The organism is Ciceribacter thiooxidans (genome assembly GCF_014126615.1).
Lineage (GTDB): Bacteria > Pseudomonadota > Alphaproteobacteria > Rhizobiales > Rhizobiaceae > Allorhizobium > Allorhizobium thiooxidans.
Map to the genome: position 1 here is coordinate 1,874,977 of NZ_CP059896.1, position 19,273 is coordinate 1,894,249.

The following is a 19,273-nucleotide window of genomic DNA, read 5'->3' on the forward strand; positions in this document are numbered from 1 at the left end:
GCGGCCACAACCGACACATGCCTGTCATTTTCCGGATGCACTTGTGCCTAAACGGCTCTAGTCTTGCCCGTCGCAAGGGCAGCCACCGGAGGAAGACCCCACATGTCCCTGTCTGATCTGCATCCCATTTCGCGCCGCAGTCTCCTCGGGGGCTTTGCAGCGACCACCGCTCTCGTCGTCCTCCATCCTTTCGCCGCCCGGGCGAACGGCAACCAGGCCCACCTGCGGCTCATGGAGACGACGGACATCCACGTCAACGTGATGCCCTACGACTACTATGCCGACAAGCCGAACGACACAATGGGGCTTGCCCGCACCGCGTCGATCATCGATTCGATCCGCGCCGAAGCCGGAAACTCGATGCTGATCGACAACGGAGACCTGCTGCAGGGGAATCCGATGGGCGACTACATGGCCTATGAAAAGGGCATGAAGGCCGGCGATCTGCATCCGGTCATCAAGGCGATGAACGTGCTTGGCTACGAGTGTGGCACGCTCGGCAACCACGAGTTCAACTACGGCCTGGAGTTCATGTTCAACACGCTGGGCGGGGCGAACTTTCCGATCGTGTGCGCCAATCTCACGAAGGGCAAGCTGGCCGAAGATCCGACGAAGGACGAGCTTTACTTCAAGCCCTACACCATTCTCGACCGCAAGATCAGAGACGGCGCCGGCAACGAAAACCCGATCCGCATCGGCTTCATCGGCTTCGTGCCACCGCAGATCATGGTCTGGGATGCAAAGAACCTCGAAGGCCGTGCACAGACCCGCGACATCGTCGATACGGCGCGGGCCTGGATCCCGGTGATGAAGGAGGATGGTGCCGACCTCATCGTCGCGCTTTCCCACTCAGGCATCGACGGGCACGGCCAGAGCGACCGCATGGAAAATGCGTCGCTCTATCTCGCCGGCGTTGCCGGCATCGACGCGGTCTTCACCGGGCACCAGCATCTGGTCTTCCCCGGCCCGAAGACCTGGGACGACGTGCCGGGCGCCGACCCGATCAAGGGTACGCTGCTCGGCAAGCCGGCGGTGATGGGAGGGTTCTGGGGCTCACATCTCGGGCTCATCGACCTCCTCTTGGAGAAGGACGGCGCAAGCTGGCAGATCGTCGACTTTACCTGCGAAGCACGTCCGATCTACCACCGCGACGACAACCGCAAAGTCGTCGCGGACGTGTCCGACAAGCCCGAGATCATCGCGTCCGTCGCCACCGAGCACGAGGCTACGCTGCAATATGTCCGTACATCGGTCGGCAAGACGTCGGCGCCGCTCTATTCCTATTTCGCGCTCGTGGCCGACGACCCTTCGGTGCAGATCGTCTCGAATGCGCAGACCTGGTACATCCGCGAAATGCTGAAGGACTCCGAATACAAGGACTATCCGATCCTTTCGGCGGCGGCGCCCTTCAAGGCCGGCGGACGCGGCGGCCCCGACTATTATACGGACGTCGCCGCCGGCGACATCGCGATCAAGAATGTCGCCGACCTCTATCTCTACCCGAACACGGTCCAGGCGGTGCTGGTGACCGGCGAGCAGGTCAAGAACTGGCTCGAGATGTCGGCCGGCATGTTCAACCAGGTGGAGCCCGGCGCGAAGGACGCACCGCTCCTCAACCCGCACTTCCCCTCCTACAATTTCGATGTGATCGACGGCGTCACCTACCAGATCGATCTCGCCCAGCCGCCGAAATATGACGGCGACGGCAAGGTCATCAATCCGGAGGCGAACCGTATCGTCAACCTGCACTTCGGTGGACAACCGATCGATCCCGGCCGCAAGTTCGTGGTCGCGACCAACAATTATCGTGCCGGTGGCGGCGGAAAATTCCCGGAGATCGCAGCCGACAAGGTGATCTTCGTCGCCCCGGACACTAACCGCGACGTCATCGTCCGCTACATCGTCGAGCAGGGCCAGATCAATCCGTCCGCCGACGGCAACTGGTCCTTCGCCCCGAACAAGGGCGCGACAGCGCTGTTCGAGACCGGACCGAAGGGTCGGCAATATGCGAAAGACGTCAAAGGCGCGAAGATCGAGGATGCGGGCGACGGAGCGGAGGGCTTTGCGAAGTTCCGCCTGATTCTCTGACCTAGGGACGCGGCGCCGGACGCGGCTTCAGGCGCCGCTGTCCGGCCGGCCTTCCGTGCGGTTGCGGCCTGCATTTTTCGCGCGATAGAGGCGGTTGTCGGCCGCCGCAAGCAGGCTGGTGAAGTTCGCTCCGTCTTCCGGTGCCGTCGCGACGCCGATACTGACCGTCACAGCCCCGCCGCCATGGTCTCGGACACCGACGGCGATCTCCTGTCGCATGCGCTCCGATATCAGCAGTGCGTCGGCGTGATTGGCCTCCGGCAGGACGACGACGAATTCCTCACCGCCGTAGCGAAACAGCAGGTCGCCGGTTCTGGTGCCGCGATGCAGTTCGTCGGCCACCTCGCGCAACACGCTGTCTCCGTGAAGATGGCCGAAGCGATCGTTCACCGCCTTGAAATGGTCAACGTCGACGATCGCGACGCTGAGCGGCTTGCGACGCTCGGTCGATTCCCGCAGCAGGCGCGGCGCCTCGATCTCCATCCGTCCGCGATCGAAGGCGCCGGTGAGAACATCGCGACCCGTCCGCGCCAGCAGGTCCTCGTAGCGCTCGCGGAATGTCAGGTCGGTGAAGACGTCGCGGATCGGGCGGCGCGCCAACACCATGCCCGGATCACGAAAGACCATCTGATAAAGCGCAAACATCGCCGAATAGAGAACCGCCGCCGCCATCTTCGCTTTCCACCCACCCCAGAACACGGCCGCGGGGGCATCGTAGAGATAGGCGAGCAGACCATAGAAGCCGATCTGGTCGAAGGTAAGCACGAGCACGCTGCTTGCGGCGACCCTGGTGATCGTCGGCCCGGGGAGGATCCGACCGATCCGCTCGTAGAGCAGGATGATCGCCAGCGAGTCGATGTAGAGAAGGGCCGTCCCCCAAAGCATCAGCAGCCCCATCTCGCGGAGAAAAGCCACGTCCGCCGTCTGTCCGGGCGTCAACGACACCGTGTGATGGAGCAGCAGGAACTGCGCGATGACGAGCGTTACGGCATTGCCGATGAACAGGCCGTAGATAGGCTGACGAACGGTTGCAGCGTCCTCCTTGATATAGAGCATCAGGATCATCACCAGCTTGCCGGCAAAGAAGATCGACGAGCCCGGCGAGACGATGCCGATCGGCAGATCGACGTAGAAGACAGCAGCCAGATACGTCTCGACGAAATGCATTACGCCGAGCGCAGTCAGAAAAACGCCGAGCCCGATCCGGTGACGAAAATGAAGGAGCGTGGTCAGCAAGGTGAAGTACAACACCGCCTCGACCACGAAGAGCGCAAGATTCGTGCTCTGGTTCATCCCCGTTTTGCCCCCTTGTCCCGACGCCTTCAGCCGAGCCGCGCGGTTGCCATGCAGCACCGCTCCGGCGAATGCACCGCGAGTCGCTATACCCTAGCGTACTTCTGGATTTGAAGATCGTCTCGGCGCAAGCCGCAAGACGTCAAGAACGTCCGAATCCCTCGACTGTTTTGCGCAAAACCGCCGCTGCGATCAAAGCAGGAAAAGGCCGAGGGATCGAATGCCGGCCGTCAGACCGGGCGCGACTTGACGCCATCCGCAAAGAGGCCGGCGCCGTTCTGATCGATGATCTGGCGTGCCTTGCGGAAGGTGCATTCGAGAGCATCATCGGCGGAAGTGAAGACGTCTGCCCGGATGAATGTGCGTTCCAGCGTTTCCCCGTCGACCACCTTTTCGATTCGCCCGGCCAGGCGATACTGGCTTCCCTCACGAATCGGAGCGGCGTGGATTGTGCAACCGGCATGAGCCTGAGGTTCGGCCGTCGCCGTCGGGGCAGGCTTGTCCTTCGACGCGCCGGAGAAGGCCGAAAAGATGTTCGAGAAAAACGATGCCATTTGTTCTGGTTAGCATATCCGCGCGGCATGAAGAAGACCCCGACCACCGAAATGCCGGATTTGCAGAGAGGCTCGTGGCGAATTCGCTGCGGGAGACATCATGATTCGCATCACCTCGGTCGCCGCGTCGCTCGTGATCGCCCTCCTCTGGGGCGTGAACACCAGCCTGTTTTCGCGCTTTCCCGAGGGAGGGGCGCCGCGCTTGCTCGCCCATCGCGGACAACACCAGATCTTCGACCGTGAAGGGCTCACCGCCGAGACCTGCACGGCAAGCCGCATACTTCCCCCAGAACATGCACTCCTCGAAAACACCATTCCGTCGATGCGTGCCGCCTTAGACGCCGGCGCCGCCGTGGTCGAGCTCGACGTGCACCTGACGCCCGACGGCAGCTTCGCCGTCTTCCACGACTGGACGCTCGACTGCCGAACCGAAGCGAGCGGGATCACCGAGGAAACGCCGATGGCGCGACTGAAGCAGTTGGACGTCGGATATGGCTATACCGCCGACGGCGGCGCGACGTTCCCCTTCCGTGGTCATGGGATCGGTATGATGCCGACGCTGACCGAGGTTCTCGAAGCGCTGCCGGAGGGTCGCTTTCTTGTCAACTTCAAGAGCCGCCGCGCCGAGGAGGGCGAGACACTGGCAAGGCTGCTGAATTCAAATCGTACCTATCGCGCGGCGGTGTTTGCCGTCTACGGCGGCGGCGAGCCGACTGAGGCCGCCGTCGCGGCGGTGCCGGGTCTCGAGGGCTACAGCGCCCGGAGTGCGAAGGCATGCCTGGTCGGCTATCTGGCACTCGGCTGGAGCGGCTACATGCCCGAGGTTTGCCGCAACACGCTCGTGCCCGTGCCGGTCAATTACGCCTTCCTGCTGTGGGGCTGGCCGGAAAAATTCTACAACCGCGTGCAGGCGGCCGGCTCCGACGTCATTCTGCTCGGAGCCCACGAGAAAGGCGACACCGGCAGCGCCGGGATCGACGACGTCGAAACGTGGAGCATGGTTCCCGTCGGCTTCCCGGGTTTCATCTGGACCAACCGGATCGAAAAGGCCCGCGCCTATGCGGAGGAGAGCGGCTTCTGTTCCGGGGACAGCGGCGGATGCCGGTTCGGCACCCTGCCCTCCTCTCCGGTCAGATGATGAGGTTGGCGAGGATTTCGTTCTCCGTGATGTCCTCGAAACCGAGCCCCGCCCCTTCGAAACGGCCGACGAGCTCCTGGAAATTCCGCCGGTCTCTCGTCTCGATGCCGATCAGGATGGAGCCGAAGTTGCGCGCCGACTTCTTCAGGTATTCGAAGCGCGCGATGTCGTCGTCGGGGCCAAGCAGGTTCAGGAAATCACGCAAGGCACCGGGTCGCTGTGGCAGCCGAAGGATGAAGTACTTTTTCAGTCCCGCATAGCGCATCGCCCGTTCCTTGACGTCCGGCAAGCGTTCGAAGTCGAAATTGCCGCCGGTGACGATCGCCACCACGGTTTTACCTTCGATCACCTCGCGCGGCAGCAGTTCGAGGGCGGCAATCGACAGCGCACCTGCCGGCTCCAGCACCACGCCTTCGATGTTCAGCATATCGGTGATCGTGACGCAGATCGCATTTTCCGGCACCACCTGCACCTGTTCGGGCGCGAAGTGCTTCAAGGCCGCAAAATTGAGATCACCGATCCGTGCAACGGCCGCGCCGTCGACGAAATTGTCGACCCTGCCAAGCGTCACGACCTCACCGGCCTCGAGACTCTTCCTGAGGCTTGGCGCTCCGGCCGGTTCGGCAAGCAGAAAGCCTTCCGATGGCAAGGCGTCGGAGAGATAGCCGGTAATCCCGGAAGACAGACCGCCCCCGCCGACCGGGATGGCGACGAGATCGAGCTTTTCACCCTCCGGCAATTGCTCCTCGACCTCGGCGGCGACGCTCGCCTGCCCCTCGATGATGTCGGCATCGTCGAACGGCGGCACCATATGACCGCCGATCGCCTCCACGTGTTCACGGGCAGCCGCATAGCACTGGTCGAAGATATCGCCGAAGAGGCGGATGGTGATGAATTCTCCGCCGAAGATGCGGGTCTTGTCGATCTTCTGCTGCGGGGTGGTCACCGGCATGAAGACCACGCCCGGTACGCCGAAATGGCGGCAGACGAAGGCGAAGCCCTGAGCGTGATTGCCGGCGGATGCGCAGACGAAGGTGGTATTGCCGCCGCCAGCGGCGATGACCTTGCGGAAGAAGTTGAAGGCACCGCGGATCTTGTAGGAACGAACCGGCGTCAAATCCTCCCGTTTCAGGTAAATCCTCGCCCCGAGCCTCGCGCTCAAGTGCTCGTTGAACTGCAGGGGAGTTGCCGGGAAGATCTCCCGCATGGCTTCTGCGGCCGCCCGCACGTCGTTGCGCGTCACGTCATCCATCCATTGAAAAATTACACTTCTCCCGCTATGGCATATGCCCATTGCGGAGACAAAGGTTCTTTCCGCGGCACCGCGAACGGGAACGCCCTCATTGAACGTCAGCCTTTTCCGCTTCTCGATATACATCGCCGCCATCTGCGGTCTTTATCTGTCGACGGCGATGCTCGTCCCCGCGATGGTAGATCTCTACTACGGCCATTCCGACTGGCAGATCTTCGCGCTCTGCGCGTTCATGGTGGGCGGCCTGTCGCTCATGACGGCAATGGCCACGCGCTGTCCGCCCCCCGTCTTCACGAAGCGGCTCGGCTTTCTGCTCGTCAACCTGCTGTGGACGGTCTTTTCGGTGGTCGGCGCGCTGCCGATCCTGCTTTCGGGGCAGGTCACCGGTTTCGCCCAGGCTCTGTTCGAATCGGTTTCGGCGGTCACGACCACCGGCTCCACCGTGATGGCCGGGCTTGACCATATGCCACCGGGCCTCCTGCTCTGGCGCTCGCTGCTGCAATGGCTCGGCGGCATCGGCATCGTGGCCCTGGGCCTGTTCGTGTTGCCGTTCCTGCGTGTCGGCGGCATGTCCTTCTTCAAGATGGAATCGTCCGACATCGCCGACAAACCGTTCGCGCGTCTTGCGAACTTCACCCGCGCCTTCTTCGCGATCTATCTCGGGATAACGCTGCTCTGTACGATTGCTTACGACTTCGGCGGAATGAGCCACTTCGATGCGATCAATCATGCACTGACGACGGTCGCCACCGGCGGCTTCTCGACCCACGACGCCTCGTTCGGCTATTTCAGAAGCGGTCTCCTGCTGTGGATCTCCACCTTCTTCATGACCGTCTGCAGCCTGCCGTTCTCGATTCTGATCGTCTTCATCGTGCGGGGGCGCCTCGACTCTTTGCGCGATCCGCAGATCGGCGTCTTCATCGCCTATCTCAGCGCCTTTTCGGTCGCGACTGCAGTCTACAACCACTTTGCGAACGATGTGGAGTTCGCGTCGGCACTCACCCATTCCTTCTTCAATTTCTCTTCGGTCCTGTCGACGACCGGCTATGCCAGTCAGGATTACACCCAGTGGGGGCCTTTCGTCGTGATGGCCGCATTCTTCGCCACCTTCATGGGCGGATGTTCCGGCTCGACCGCCGGCGGGATCAAGTCCTACCGCTTCGTCATCCTCGCCAACATCGTGACGATCGGATTGCGAAAGCTCGTCTATCCCAACGCCGTCTACTCCGTCCGCTACGGCAGCCAGACCGTGGATGCCGATACCCAGCGTACGGTCTTCCTGTTCTTCAGCGCCTACCTGTTCCTGTGGGTCGTCGGCTCGATGGCGATGAGCGTATTCGGATACGACCTGCTGACGTCGACGTCCTCGGTGATCACCGCTCTCTCGAACGTAGGTCCGGGGGTCGGCGAAGTCGTAGGTCCCGCCGGCAATTTCTCGACGATGAACGAACCCGCACTGTACGTTCTGTCGCTGATGATGTTGCTCGGACGTCTCGAGGTCCTGACCGTCCTCGTGCTCCTGATGCCGACCTTCTGGCGCGGCTGACGACAGCCCCTTGACTGCCGGACCGTTTGGCAGAACTCTCGAAATCATCGGGACGGGAGGGGCTTTTCAAATGTCAAGTTTTCGAAGGGGAAACCGCCGACGGTTCCGCCGCATCTGCGGCGTTTTATGTGCGTCGCTGCTTGTAGCTTTCCCGGCGGTCGCCGGTCCGCTGGCCGAGGCTGCGAAGGTGGCCGAGGAGGAGGCCGCCGCCGGCGACGCGGTTGGTGCCTACGAGACGATGACCGAAGCCGTCGCCGACTTCGCCATGGCGCTTCCCTTTACAGTCAAGAAGGCGGTCTTCGTCACCTGAAAGCCGGCGGCCTATGGCGCCTATGAAGCGAAGGCGGACTCGACGTTTAAGACCGGAGAGCCGCTCGTCACGTATCTCGAACTCGTCGGCCTCGATTGGAAACCCGTGGAAGGCGGCAAGCACCAAGCCAACTTCATGGTCGATCTCGCGATCACCGATGCCGCAGGCCAGACTCTCGCCTCTCAGGAGAATTTCGGAGACTTCACGTTCACGGGCTTCGTACGGAATCAGGAAATCTTCACGGATCTGACGCTGGACGTCAGCGGTGCCGACCCCGGCGACTACGTTCTGCGCTATACGATCAAGGATACGATCGGCGGCAACACCGCGAGCGTGGAGCAGCCCTTCACGCTTGCTGCGCAATAGGAAGCCATGGCCGCCAGACTCAATTGGTGCGGACGACGGGGGTCGAACCCGTACGGATCGCTCCGAGGGATTTTAAGTCCCTTGCGTCTACCAGTTTCGCCACGTCCGCGCGGCTTCTGTTTCAACGAGTTGCTCGCAATCGTCAAGGGTGCCCGCGGCGATTGCGATCTTCTGTGCCTGCGCTCGCATCAATCCTCGAAAGAGACGCCGAGTTCGGTCGGCGTGCGCCAGCGCACAGCGCAGTTGTGACGTTTGCCGTCCTCGAAGTTCAATCCGAACGAATCGGGGATGCCTGCGGTGGACGGGAGCACCAGCTTGGCGCCGCCCGGCGAGAGATTTCGCGCCATACAGTCCATCGTCGAGAAACCGTTGTTGAAGACGATGCGCGCTCCCTTGAGCGAGCGCAGGCGTGGCTCGGTCCTATTGTCGTCCATCGCGTTCCATCCCCTGCCGAGAAACATGCAATATCACGCAAGAATCATACAACGGCCGGAAGATTGCGTCAGTACAAATTGTTATCCAGGCAAACGAAAAAGCGCGGGAACGAGTCCCGCGCCTTCAACGTCGAACGACTGAAAATCAGGCGAGCTTGGTCGCGATGCGTGCCACATGCACACCTTGGTAACGAGCGGCCTCGAGCTCGACTTCCGAAGGCTGGCGCGAGCCATCGCCGTCCGTGATGGTGGAGGCGCCGTAGGGCGATCCGCCCTTCACCGCCTCGACGCCCATCTGTCCCTGGAAGGCATAGGGCAATCCCGCGACCACCATGCCATGGTGCAGGAGGGTCGGAATGAATCCGAGGATGGTCGATTCCTGGCCGCCATGCTGGGTGGCGGAAGAGGTGAAGACCGAGCCGACCTTGCCGACCAGCGTGCCATTGAACCAGAGGCTACCGGTCTGATCCCAGAAATTGCGCATCTGCGAGGCGACGGTGCCGAATCGCGTACCCGCGCCGACAATGATTGCATCGTACTCGGCAAGTTCATCGACCTTGGCAATCTCGGCCTTCTGGTCGAGCTTGAAATGGGAGGATCTTGCAACGTCTTCCGGAACGAGCTCCGGTACCCGCTTGACGGTCACCTCTGCACCGGCCGACTTCGCGCCTTCTGCAACGGCGTACGCCATGGTTTCGATATGGCCGTACGACGAATAGTAAAGAACCAGGACCTTTGCCACGAAATGTCTCCTTCGTTGTGGGCGATCACCCTTTTGCTGGTCTCCATTTAGCACTCAGCGCCGCCGCGGAAAGGTCGCGGCGGCGAGACGCTGTGTTCACTATCCGCCGCAGTGATGTCTGCGACCGATCTTCTCAAAGGAGGTGCGACCCGCTAGACAGGGAGTAATCATTTCCCAACGGACGATCTCCATGACCGATGACATCAAGACGGCCGCCATGCTCGCGATCGGCGACGAACTGCTCTCCGGCAGGACGAAGGACAAGAATATCGGCCATCTCGCGGATGTTCTGACGCTTGCCGGGGTCGACCTGAAGGAGGTCCGCATTGTCGGTGACGAGGAAGACGCGATCGTCGAGGCGCTCAATGCGCTGCGTGCGCGGTACGACTACGTTTTCACCTCGGGCGGAATCGGTCCCACTCACGACGACATCACTGCCGATGCCGTCGCGAGGGCATTCGGAGTTCCCTGCACGCACGAGGCCGAAGCGATGCGACTGCTCGGCGAGATGTATGCGCGCAGAAACATGGAATTCAGCGCGGCGCGCCAGCGTATGGCACGGATGCCGGAGGGAAGCCGTCACATTCCCAACCCGGTATCGACAGCACCCGGATTCATCATCGGCAACGTCTACGTGATGGCCGGCGTCCCGCAGGTCTTCCAGGCCATGGTCGACAACGTAATTGCCACGCTGCCCGCCGGTACCCGTGTCCTCTCGCGGGTTGTCCGCTGCCCCTACGGCGAGGGCGATATCGGGACGGCGCTCGCCGTGGTACAGGGCGCTCACCCTTCGACCAGCATCGGCTCCTATCCCAAGTTCGACGGCGAGCGGTTCTCGACCGAACTTGTCGTGCGCTCGCGAGACGAGATCGCCCTCGACGCAGCGGCATCTGCGATCTCGGCGATGATCGAGAAAATCGCTGAACAAAAACAGACGGTTCAGGCGGAGCGAGGACACCCGGCCGAGCCAGTCTGACCTGTTCTTTTCTTCGTGTCGTGGATTGACCGAAGTCAAGGAACCGCGCCACAATCGCCTGCATAGAATTCTGGTGCGGGACTCTCCCGTGTCACCGCTGAGGAGGCAATCATGGCGTACAAGACCATTCTCGCTGTCCTGGATACCCCCAAGGACGCGCGGCAAATTACCGAATTCTCCCTCTCCATCGCCGATCGGTTCGGCGCGCACGTTATCGGCCTCCATGCGGAAGCCATTGCCTCCGTACCGCTGGTGGCGCCGATGGAAATTCCGGATCCTGCAACGGTCCAAGCGCTGCAGGACATGGCACACGACGAGACAGTGACGATCGAGCAGTTCTTCCGTGACCGTTGCGCGCGGGAAGGCGTCTCCTACGAGTGGCGAAGTTTCTTGTCCTCCGCCGGCCTCGGCGCCGCCTCGCTGGTCGACAGCGCCCGCAGCTGCGATCTCGTGATCGCCGCCCAGGGAGATGAAAGCATCCTTTCCGAAAGCCGTGCAGAGCTGGAGCACTTCCTGTTCGAGAGCGGCCGGCCCGTCCTGCTCGTCCCCTACATCTTCAAGCAACCGAAACCGATCAAACGCGTTCTGATCGCCTGGAACGGTTCGCGCGAAGCTGCGCGGGCGACGTTCGACGCCCTTCCCTTCCTGAAGGGCGCAGATTCGGTCGAGGTCTTCTCCGTAGAGGCTCCCGAACAGAGCGGTCGCTCCACCACGGTTGCCGGCGCGGAAATCGCCGCCACGCTCGCCCGCCACGGCATAAACGTAACCGTTTCGCAGGTGGCATCGGACGAGATGCCCGCTCCCGCAGCCATCGAAAACCGTCTGTCGGACAGCAGCATCGACCTTCTCGTCATGGGCGCCTACAGCCACAAGCGGTGGTGGGAGACACTCTTCGGCGGCGTGACCCGCACCGTGCTCGATTCGATGACGGCGCTCACGCTCCTCTCCCGCTGAGCGGCTGGCGCGGCGCCCTTGCCATGCGCCGGCAAAACCCGCTAATAGCAGCGGTCAAAGACGAAAGCCCCCGGGGGCGACATTCGCGCGGCGCCAACCGCGCGAATCGTGTTTTTGGCCTCGCGCCGACACGACGATGGTCGCTTCCAGCCCGGCACGTCCGACAACCCGCCGGACCTCCGGCGCCTAACCGAACGTCTTGCGGAGTCCTCGAATGTCCCTCCCCGATAAAGCCTTTCCCGTTTCCTGGGATCAGTTCCATCGCGATGCCCGCGCGCTTGCCTGGCGCCTCGCCGGCCTCAACCAGGAGTTCCGCGCGATCGTGTGCATCACGCGTGGAGGGCTTGTTCCTGCCGCGATCATCTCGCGCGAGCTCAATATCCGCCTCATCGAGACGGTCTGTATCGCCTCTTACCATGACTACGCGAGCCAGGGCGAGATGAACGTCCTGAAGGGGATAACGGCCGATCTGACGGAGAACGGCGGAGAGGGCGTGCTCGTCGTCGACGACCTGACGGACACGGGAAAGACCGCTTCCGAGGTGCGGGCGATGCTGCCAAAGGCGCATTTTGCCTGTGTTTACGCCAAGCCAAAGGGAGTCCCGACGGTCGACACGTTCGTGACCGAGGTCAGCCAGGACACCTGGATCTATTTCCCCTGGGACATGGGCTTCACTTATCAGGAACCAATCGCCAAGGGCCACAGGGGCTGATTTTTCCAGAGCTGAAAAGTAAGAAGCGCCGGCGAAGAAAACCGCCGGCGCTTCTGTTTTTTCGGTTCGCCCAGCCCGCGGATCGTTAGATCACATGAAAGTCTTGGTAGGTCAGCGCCAGGCCAGCCTTCAGGTGTGCGAACAACACCCTGCCGCCGGCGGCACTGCCGTTCGAGTCATAATAGAGGTTGCCGGTGTCGGTCTCGTAGATGATCCGGTCGTTGGAATCGTGAGCGACACCTGCGGTGCTGGCGAAGAAGGCGGAGGAAGCGAGCGTTCCGGTCGTTGTCAGTGCCTTGAACACCGCGTTTTCGAGCCAGATCGTATCATCCGCGACCGAGAAATCGGTGATCGTGTCGACGTTTCTCGACGAGTTCAGCGTCGTGTTGAAGACAAACGCATCCGCGCCGGCTCCACCCATCAATTTGTCGTTGCCGACTCCACCGTAAAGCCGGTCGGCGCCTAAACCGCCACTGATGGTGTCGTTACCGCCAGCACCGTTCAGGACGTTGTTGCCTCCGTTGCCTTTCAGAATGTTCGCCAGCCCGTTTCCTAAGCCGTTGATGTTTCCGGAGCCGGTGAGGATGAGGTTTTCGACGGAGGTGTAGGATCCCAGCGATATACTGACTGACGCATGAATCTTGTCCACGCCACCCGCGTCAATAATCTTGTCCCCCCTGTCCGACATAACATAGATATCGTTTCCGGTACCGCCATTTAGGGTATCCGCCCCACCGCGGCCATCAAGGACATCGTTCCCCGCGCCGCCGGTCAGAACGTTCGCCGCTGCATTGCCATAGATCCTGTCGTTGCCCGAACCACCGATCGCGTTTTCGATGATCGTTCCGCGGGCGATACCGAGATTGCCGACAAGTCCGGCGGTATCGGAATAAGTCTCGGGATTGAGATCGATCCGCTGCGCGACCTTCACCCAACTGAAATCGATGGTGTCCACGCCGCCGGTATCAACGATCGTCGCCGCAATGGGGTCACCGTTTGCGAAAGAGCTGTAATTATACGTCGTATTTCCAGAATTGATGGCAGTCGTGCCGTAAAGATCGCGGATTGCCAGTACGTCGGCGATCATCGGCGTGATGATCCAGGCGAAGCTCGCATCGACGTAGGTGTTATCGTCCTGGGAGAAGTACGACATGATCGTCGCCTGCCAGGAATCATTCAGGTAAGCGTTGTCGACTCCGTAGGTAGCATTTCCGTTATAGGGACCTGCGTGTCCGAGGCCGAGCGCATGCCCGATCTCGTGAATGTAGGTCTGCATCGAGTAGGTGTCTTTCGTCAGACCGTAGTAGTTGATCCAGTCGGTCGAGATGTTGACCTCGGACGAAATGATCGTGTTGCCACTGGTCGTAGAGCTCGACCACGCCTCGTGACTGCCGGCATCGTCGAAGGTGATCTTTGCGGAGCCTGTCGTGTAGGAGAACTTCAGCCCCGAGGCGGCGGTCCACGCCGCGAGCGCCCATTTGGCGAACTGCTGGCCAGATGCCGTCAAGGCCGTGATATTGACGGTGATGGTGCCGCCGGCGTTGACGTCGAACGCGCGCCAGCTCGCACCTTGCGAATTCCAGTAGCCGTCCGTCAGATAGGAGGCAATCTGGTCGTTGGTGAAGACCGGCAGCGCGGCCTTCGTGACGGTTCCGGCAAACGAGGTCGAGAAGGCGGCAAACACATCGTTTACCTGGTCGGACCCGTCCTCATCGGTCGAAGACGCGTGGCTTGCCGAACGGGAGCCGGCGTCCGTGACCTGCAGGTCATAGCTGCGTTCATGCATCTCGAAAGCATCAACGCTATTCAGGCTCCTTGACATATCTTCTTCCCCAATCGTCAAAGCCGGTCGAAATCAATATCCGATACCTGCACCAGATCGCGCGCGAACTTCGCAATCGTCCGGGCGTTCAGAGCGGCATCCGAAATGCTGGTGCTGATGGTCGGGCCATGCACAAAGCCGCCGTTGGATTTCCCCATCCAGGAAAGCCTGCCGGAAATCCGCCGCTCATCGAGTGCGATGATTTCGAGCCTTACGGTAGAACCGGCCGGCGGCGCGTCCAGACGCTTGCGCGCCTCGCCCTCGACGGAAGAACAGGCCAGCCGGAAATTCTCCGTCATGGCAACGCCTGTCGCCGCCTGACATTCGAAAACGAGTGATTCGGCGCCAGCACTGCTAGCCATCGACGTGGCCACGACAAACGGCAATAGCGTCCCGATCCTCTTCATAATCCAGTCTTGCATATCAGGCTGCCACCTTACGAAACAGCCTTTAGCAGACCGTAAATGCGAATATTCTCGCATGCGTTGTGTCGTTAACGCATTCGCGCAGCTCGTGCAACTACAATACTCTGCTATCGCAAGATATCGACGCGATCGTGGATATCGTGCGTCGAGAACGTGACGGCGGGCCGCCCTTTGGCCCCTGCCGGCGTCGGACCGTGCAGAAAACACAAGTGATTCCATCAAGATCGCCGGTTTCCCCGTTTTCCACAGGTGAACACACAAGATGTGGTGTTAACCATTTCGGGGCAAACCAGCCCTTGACGGAATCGCCCGTTTCAAAGTTAATACATTCTTATGTTGCGGCGGCGGCTGGACCGGGATTAACGAGACCGGTTCGTTCCAGAAAAATCGCGATGCGAAGCGAGGGAGCAGTTCACATGACGTGGGCGCAACCTGTGGGCATTCGTGCGCGAAATTTTCCGCCTAAATGCGACACGGGGACTGGCGGAAATAAACTGTTAATACTATATTTAGTGTTTGCAGCCACATTCACCACAAGATACAGGTCGATCATCACGGGAATGATTCACCTGAACGATATGAAGCGAGACCGGCTGCACGCGTCGAACCGAGTGGCCGGACGGGATTTGTCGCGCCGTCTGGCGCCGAACAACGAGGGACGAAGGCAGATGCGCATCGAACGCCGATTTACCAAGCCGGGTCAGTCGCCCTATGCGGAGATCGAATTCCGCAAGGCGGTGAGTGAAATCAAGAATCCGGACGGCTCGACGGTCTTCCGGGCCGCGGATATCGACGTGCCGGCGCAGTTCAGCCAGGTCGCGACCGACGTGCTGGCGCAGAAGTATTTCCGCAAAGCCGGCGTTCCGAAGATCGTCAAGAAGGTCGAGGAGAACGATGTTCCCTCCTTCCTCTGGCGGTCTGTTCCGGACACCGAAGCGCTGAAGGCGCTGCCGGAGAAAGAGCGCTACGGCGCCGAAACCGACGCCCGTCAGGTCTTTGATCGTCTCGCCGGCACCTGGGCCTACTGGGGCTGGAAGGGCAAGTATTTTTCGTCGGAAGAAGACGCCCTCACCTTCCGCGACGAACTCGCCTACATGCTCGCCACCCAGCGCGTCGCGCCGAACTCTCCGCAGTGGTTCAACACCGGCCTGCACTGGGCCTACGGCATCGACGGTCCCGGCCAGGGCCATTTCTACGTCGACCCGTTCACCGGCAAGCTCGTCAAGTCGAAGTCGGCCTATGAGCATCCGCAGCCGCATGCCTGCTTCATCCAGTCCGTCGAGGACGACCTCGTCAACGAGGGCGGCATCATGGATCTCTGGGTGCGTGAAGCGCGCCTCTTCAAATACGGTTCCGGCACCGGTTCCAACTTCTCCTACCTGCGCGGCGAAGGCGAGAAGCTTTCGGGCGGCGGCAAGTCCTCCGGACTGATGAGCTTCCTCAAGATCGGCGACCGCGCGGCGGGCGCCATCAAGTCGGGCGGCACGACGCGGCGCGCCGCCAAGATGGTCGTCGTCGACATCGACCATCCCGACATCGAGGAATACATCAACTGGAAGGTCAAGGAAGAGCAGAAGGTGGCCGCCCTCGTCACCGGCTCGAAAATGGTCGCACGGCACCTGAAGGCGATCATGAAGGCCTGCGTCAACTGCACGGCCGACAACGACGCCTGCTTCGACCCGAACCAGAACCCGGCGCTGAAGCGCGAAATCCGCGCTGCCAAGAAGGACCAGGTTCCGGAAAGCTACATCAAGCGGGTCATCCAGTTCGCCCAGCAGGGCTACAAGGACATGGAGTTCAAGACCTACGACACGGACTGGGATTCGGAAGCCTATCTCACCGTCTCCGGTCAGAACTCCAACAACTCCGTTTCGCTCAAGGACGACTTCCTGCGCGCCGTTGAAGACGACGGCGAATGGAACCTGACTGCCCGCAAGGACGGCCGCGTCATGAAGACGCTGAAGGCGCGCGACCTGTGGGAGAAGATTTCCTACGCCGCCTGGGCGTCGGCCGATCCTGGCCTGCACTTCAACACGACGATGAACGACTGGCACACCTGCCCGGCCGCCGGTCCGATCCGCGCGTCGAACCCGTGCTCGGAATACATGTTCCTCGACGACACGGCCTGCAACCTCGCCTCGCTCAACCTTCTGCAGTTCAAGGACGCCAAGACCGGCAAGATCGCAATCGGCGATTATGAACATGCCGTGCGGCTGTGGACCGTCGTGCTCGAAGTCTCGGTCATGATGGCGCAGTTCCCGTCGCGCCAGATCGCCGAACTGTCCTACGAATACCGCACGCTCGGCCTCGGCTACGCAAACATCGGCGGCCTCCTGATGTCGTCAGGCATTCCCTACGACTCCGCCGAAGGCCGCGCCATCTGCGGCGCGCTGACCGCGATCATGACCGGCGTCTCCTATGCGACGTCCGCCGAGATCGCTTCGGAACTCGGCCCCTTCCCGGGCTACCAGCCGAACCGCGACCAGATGCTGCGCGTCATCCGCAACCATCGCCGCGCCGCCCATGGCATTTCCGAAGGCTATGAGGGCCTGTCGGTCGACCCGGTTGCACTCATCCATGCCGATTGCTCCGACCCGGCGCTCATCGCCCATGCGACCGCCGCCTGGGACAAGGCGCTGGAACTCGGCGAAAAGCACGGCTACCGCAACGCTCAGGTTTCGGTTATCGCCCCCACCGGCACGATCGGCCTCGTGATGGACTGCGACACCACCGGCATCGAGCCTGACTTCGCGCTGGTCAAGTTCAAGAAGCTCGCCGGCGGCGGCTACTTCAAGATCATCAACCGCGCCGTTCCGGAAGCCCTGCGCACGCTCGGCTACTCCGAAAGCCAGATCGCCGAGATCGAGGCCTATGCGGTCGGCCACGGCAACTTCAACCAGGCACCGGCCATCAACCCCGGCACGCTCAAGGCCAAGGGCTTTACGGACGAAAAGATCGAGGCCGTCAACGCCGCGCTGAAGAGCGCCTTCGACATCAAGTTCGCCTTCAACCAGTGGACGCTCGGCGCCGACTTCCTGAAGGAGACGCTGAAGGTCACCGACGAGCAGCTTTCCGACATGAGCTTCAACCTCCTGGAGCATGTCGGCTTCTCGAAGAAGGACATCGAAGCCGCCAACATCCACATCTGCGGTGCGATGACGCTGGAAGGCGCCCCCTTCCTCAAGGCCGAGCACCTGCCGGTCTTCGATTGCGCCAATCCGTGCGGCAAGATCGGCAAGCGTTACCTCTCGGTCGAAAGCCACATCCGCATGATGGCGGCCGCCCAGCCGTTCATCTCGGGTGCGATCTCCAAGACGATCAACATGCCGAACGAGGCGACCGTCGAGGATTGCGGCAGCGCCTACATGCTCTCCTGGAAGCTCGCGCTGAAGGCGAACGCGCTCTATCGCGACGGCTCCAAGCTCTCGCAGCCGCTCAACTCGGCGCTGGTCGAGGACGAGGAAGACGAGGATGCCATTGAGGATCTGATCCAGCAGCCGGCCGCCGCCCAGGCGGTGACGGTCACCGAAAAGATCATCGAGCGCGTCATCGAGCGCGTCACCCGTGAACGCGAAAAACTGCCGAACCGTCGCCAGGGCTATACCCAGAAGGCGACCGTCGGCGGCCACAAGGTGTATCTCCGCACCGGCGAATTCGGTGACGGCCGCATCGGCGAGATCTTCATCGACATGCACAAGGAAGGGGCCGCCTTCCGTGCGATGATGAACAACTTCGCCATCGCCATCTCGCTCGGCCTGCAATACGGCGTGCCGCTCGAGGAATATGTGGAGGCCTTCACCTTCACCAAGTTCGAGCCGGCCGGCATGGTCATCGGCAACGACGCGATCAAGAACGCGACGTCGATCCTCGACTACGTGTTCCGCGAACTCGCCGTCTCCTATCTCGGCCGCCACGACCTCGCCCATGTCGACACGTCGGACTTCTCCAACACTGCGCTCGGCAAGGGCATCAAGGAGGGCAAGACCAACCTCGTCTCCACCGGCTGGACCCGCGGCTACAAGCCGACGCTGGTCGGCGGCACGGGCATCGACCGCTCGCTCGCCGAACCGAAAGGTGCCTCGACCGCCGCTCCCGCCAAGGCTTCGGCCGGCGGCAACGTGACGGCCTTTGCCGGCTCCGCCGCCCGCAAGCTCGACACGACAGTGGCGATCTCCACCTCCGAGATCGTCTCCTTCAAGCGGGACTACGAGGAACGCGCCGCCGAGCTCGCCGAGGAAATCGAGGCCGAGACGGTGGCCGACGAGGTGGGCCAGGAAAAGACCGCCCTCTTCTCCGACAAGGCCGCCGCCGACGCGGCATCGGCCAAGGCGGAAGCGAAGAAGGTCGAGGCCGAGCGCCGCATGCGCTCGATCGCCCAAGGCTACACCGGCAACATGTGCTCGGAATGCCAGAACTTCACCATGGTGAGGAACGGCACGTGCGAGAAGTGCGACACCTGCGGGGCGACGAGCGGGTGCAGCTGAGGGGAACTTTGAATAATAGCGGATTTCAGCCCGAGGATTTTTCTTCGGGCTGGAGTTCAAAGAAGAACAAAACGAGATTCCAATTTGCGTGTGTTTGAAATAGCAAAGCCGGAGTCAACGACCCCGGCTTTGAATACCGCGAAAAGGCCGAAGCCCACGCGGGGCAATGAGACTCGC

At 61.6% G+C, this 19,273-nt stretch carries 16 protein-coding genes and 1 tRNA gene; 9 read left to right on the forward strand and 8 right to left on the reverse strand.

What is annotated here, in order from left to right:
• Window positions 1-102: 102 nt before the first annotated feature.
• The gene (locus H4I97_RS08945) at window positions 103-2,088 is read left to right on the forward strand and encodes a bifunctional 2',3'-cyclic-nucleotide 2'-phosphodiesterase/3'-nucleotidase (protein ID WP_182304326.1); all 1,986 of its coding nucleotides are present in this window, start codon (window positions 103-105) and stop codon (window positions 2,086-2,088) included.
• Window positions 2,089-2,115: 27 nt separating this feature from the next.
• Here the strand turns inward: H4I97_RS08945 and H4I97_RS08950 are convergent, their stop codons facing one another.
• Complete coding sequence (locus H4I97_RS08950; RefSeq protein WP_182304327.1) at window positions 2,116-3,381, reverse strand: GGDEF domain-containing protein; 1,266 nt, start codon at window positions 3,379-3,381, stop codon at window positions 2,116-2,118.
• A 230-nt stretch (window positions 3,382-3,611) separates the two neighbouring features.
• Window positions 3,612-3,935, reverse strand: a complete 324-nt coding sequence (locus tag H4I97_RS08955) for an HlyU family transcriptional regulator (RefSeq protein ID WP_182304328.1) — start codon at window positions 3,933-3,935, stop codon at window positions 3,612-3,614.
• Window positions 3,936-4,035: 100 nt separating this feature from the next.
• On the opposite strand from H4I97_RS08955, the gene H4I97_RS08960 reads away from it, so the two are divergent.
• Window positions 4,036-5,073 (forward strand): glycerophosphodiester phosphodiesterase family protein, encoded by a 1,038-nt coding sequence (locus tag H4I97_RS08960; protein WP_182304329.1) that lies wholly within the window; start codon window positions 4,036-4,038, stop codon window positions 5,071-5,073.
• Here H4I97_RS08960 and ilvA read toward each other — a convergent pair.
• Window positions 5,066-6,316, reverse strand: a complete 1,251-nt coding sequence (gene ilvA, locus H4I97_RS08965) for a threonine ammonia-lyase (RefSeq protein ID WP_182304330.1) — start codon at window positions 6,314-6,316, stop codon at window positions 5,066-5,068. The genes H4I97_RS08960 and ilvA overlap by 8 nt on opposite strands.
• Window positions 6,317-6,416: 100 nt before the next feature.
• On the opposite strand from ilvA, the gene H4I97_RS08970 reads away from it, so the two are divergent.
• The 3 genes from H4I97_RS08970 to H4I97_RS24535 all read left to right on the forward strand — a co-directional run bounded on the left by H4I97_RS08970 (window position 6,417) and on the right by H4I97_RS24535 (window position 8,547).
• Complete coding sequence (locus H4I97_RS08970) at window positions 6,417-7,871, forward strand: TrkH family potassium uptake protein (protein WP_182304331.1); 1,455 nt, start codon at window positions 6,417-6,419, stop codon at window positions 7,869-7,871.
• 70 nt (window positions 7,872-7,941) lie between these two features.
• Window positions 7,942-8,181, forward strand: a complete 240-nt coding sequence (locus H4I97_RS24530) for a hypothetical protein (RefSeq protein ID WP_244658610.1) — start codon at window positions 7,942-7,944, stop codon at window positions 8,179-8,181.
• A 105-nt stretch (window positions 8,182-8,286) separates the two neighbouring features.
• Complete coding sequence (locus H4I97_RS24535) at window positions 8,287-8,547, forward strand: hypothetical protein (protein WP_244658611.1); 261 nt, start codon at window positions 8,287-8,289, stop codon at window positions 8,545-8,547.
• Window positions 8,548-8,571: 24 nt separating this feature from the next.
• On the opposite strand, the gene H4I97_RS08980 is transcribed toward H4I97_RS24535, so the two are convergent.
• The 3 genes from H4I97_RS08980 to wrbA form a co-directional block, all read right to left on the reverse strand.
• Window positions 8,572-8,656, reverse strand: a tRNA-Leu gene (locus H4I97_RS08980).
• A 79-nt stretch (window positions 8,657-8,735) separates the two neighbouring features.
• Window positions 8,736-8,981 carry a PilZ domain-containing protein gene (locus H4I97_RS08985; protein WP_182304332.1) on the reverse strand — a complete coding sequence of 82 codons (246 nt, stop codon included), beginning with the start codon at window positions 8,979-8,981 and terminating at the stop codon, window positions 8,736-8,738.
• A 145-nt stretch (window positions 8,982-9,126) separates the two neighbouring features.
• Window positions 9,127-9,723: an NAD(P)H:quinone oxidoreductase type IV gene (wrbA, locus tag H4I97_RS08990; protein ID WP_182304333.1), complete on the reverse strand. Its 597-nt coding sequence runs from the start codon at window positions 9,721-9,723 to the stop codon at window positions 9,127-9,129.
• Between the two features lie 190 nt (window positions 9,724-9,913).
• Here wrbA and H4I97_RS08995 point away from each other — a divergent pair, with 190 nt between their 5' ends.
• From H4I97_RS08995 to gpt, 3 genes are all read left to right on the forward strand, one after another.
• Window positions 9,914-10,699 carry a competence/damage-inducible protein A gene (locus tag H4I97_RS08995; RefSeq protein WP_182304334.1) on the forward strand — a complete coding sequence of 262 codons (786 nt, stop codon included), beginning with the start codon at window positions 9,914-9,916 and terminating at the stop codon, window positions 10,697-10,699.
• Between the two features lie 111 nt (window positions 10,700-10,810).
• Entirely contained in the window at window positions 10,811-11,653 is an 843-nt protein-coding gene (locus H4I97_RS09000; protein ID WP_182304335.1) for a universal stress protein, read from the forward strand.
• 214 nt (window positions 11,654-11,867) lie between these two features.
• Window positions 11,868-12,365, forward strand: coding sequence for a xanthine phosphoribosyltransferase (gene gpt / locus H4I97_RS09005; RefSeq protein ID WP_182304336.1), 498 nt, complete (start codon window positions 11,868-11,870; stop codon window positions 12,363-12,365).
• A gap of 85 nt (window positions 12,366-12,450) precedes the next feature.
• Here the strand turns inward: gpt and H4I97_RS24780 are convergent, their stop codons facing one another.
• The gene (locus tag H4I97_RS24780; protein WP_182304337.1) at window positions 12,451-14,187 is read right to left on the reverse strand and encodes a M10 family metallopeptidase; all 1,737 of its coding nucleotides are present in this window, start codon (window positions 14,185-14,187) and stop codon (window positions 12,451-12,453) included.
• Window positions 14,188-14,204: 17 nt separating this feature from the next.
• Window positions 14,205-14,669 (reverse strand): hypothetical protein, encoded by a 465-nt coding sequence (locus H4I97_RS09015; protein WP_182304338.1) that lies wholly within the window; start codon window positions 14,667-14,669, stop codon window positions 14,205-14,207.
• A gap of 611 nt (window positions 14,670-15,280) precedes the next feature.
• On the opposite strand from H4I97_RS09015, the gene H4I97_RS09020 reads away from it, so the two are divergent.
• A complete protein-coding gene (locus tag H4I97_RS09020) occupies window positions 15,281-19,096 on the forward strand; it encodes a vitamin B12-dependent ribonucleotide reductase (protein ID WP_182304339.1) in 3,816 nt (1,271 codons plus the stop codon).
• Window positions 19,097-19,273: the final 177 nt, after the last annotated feature.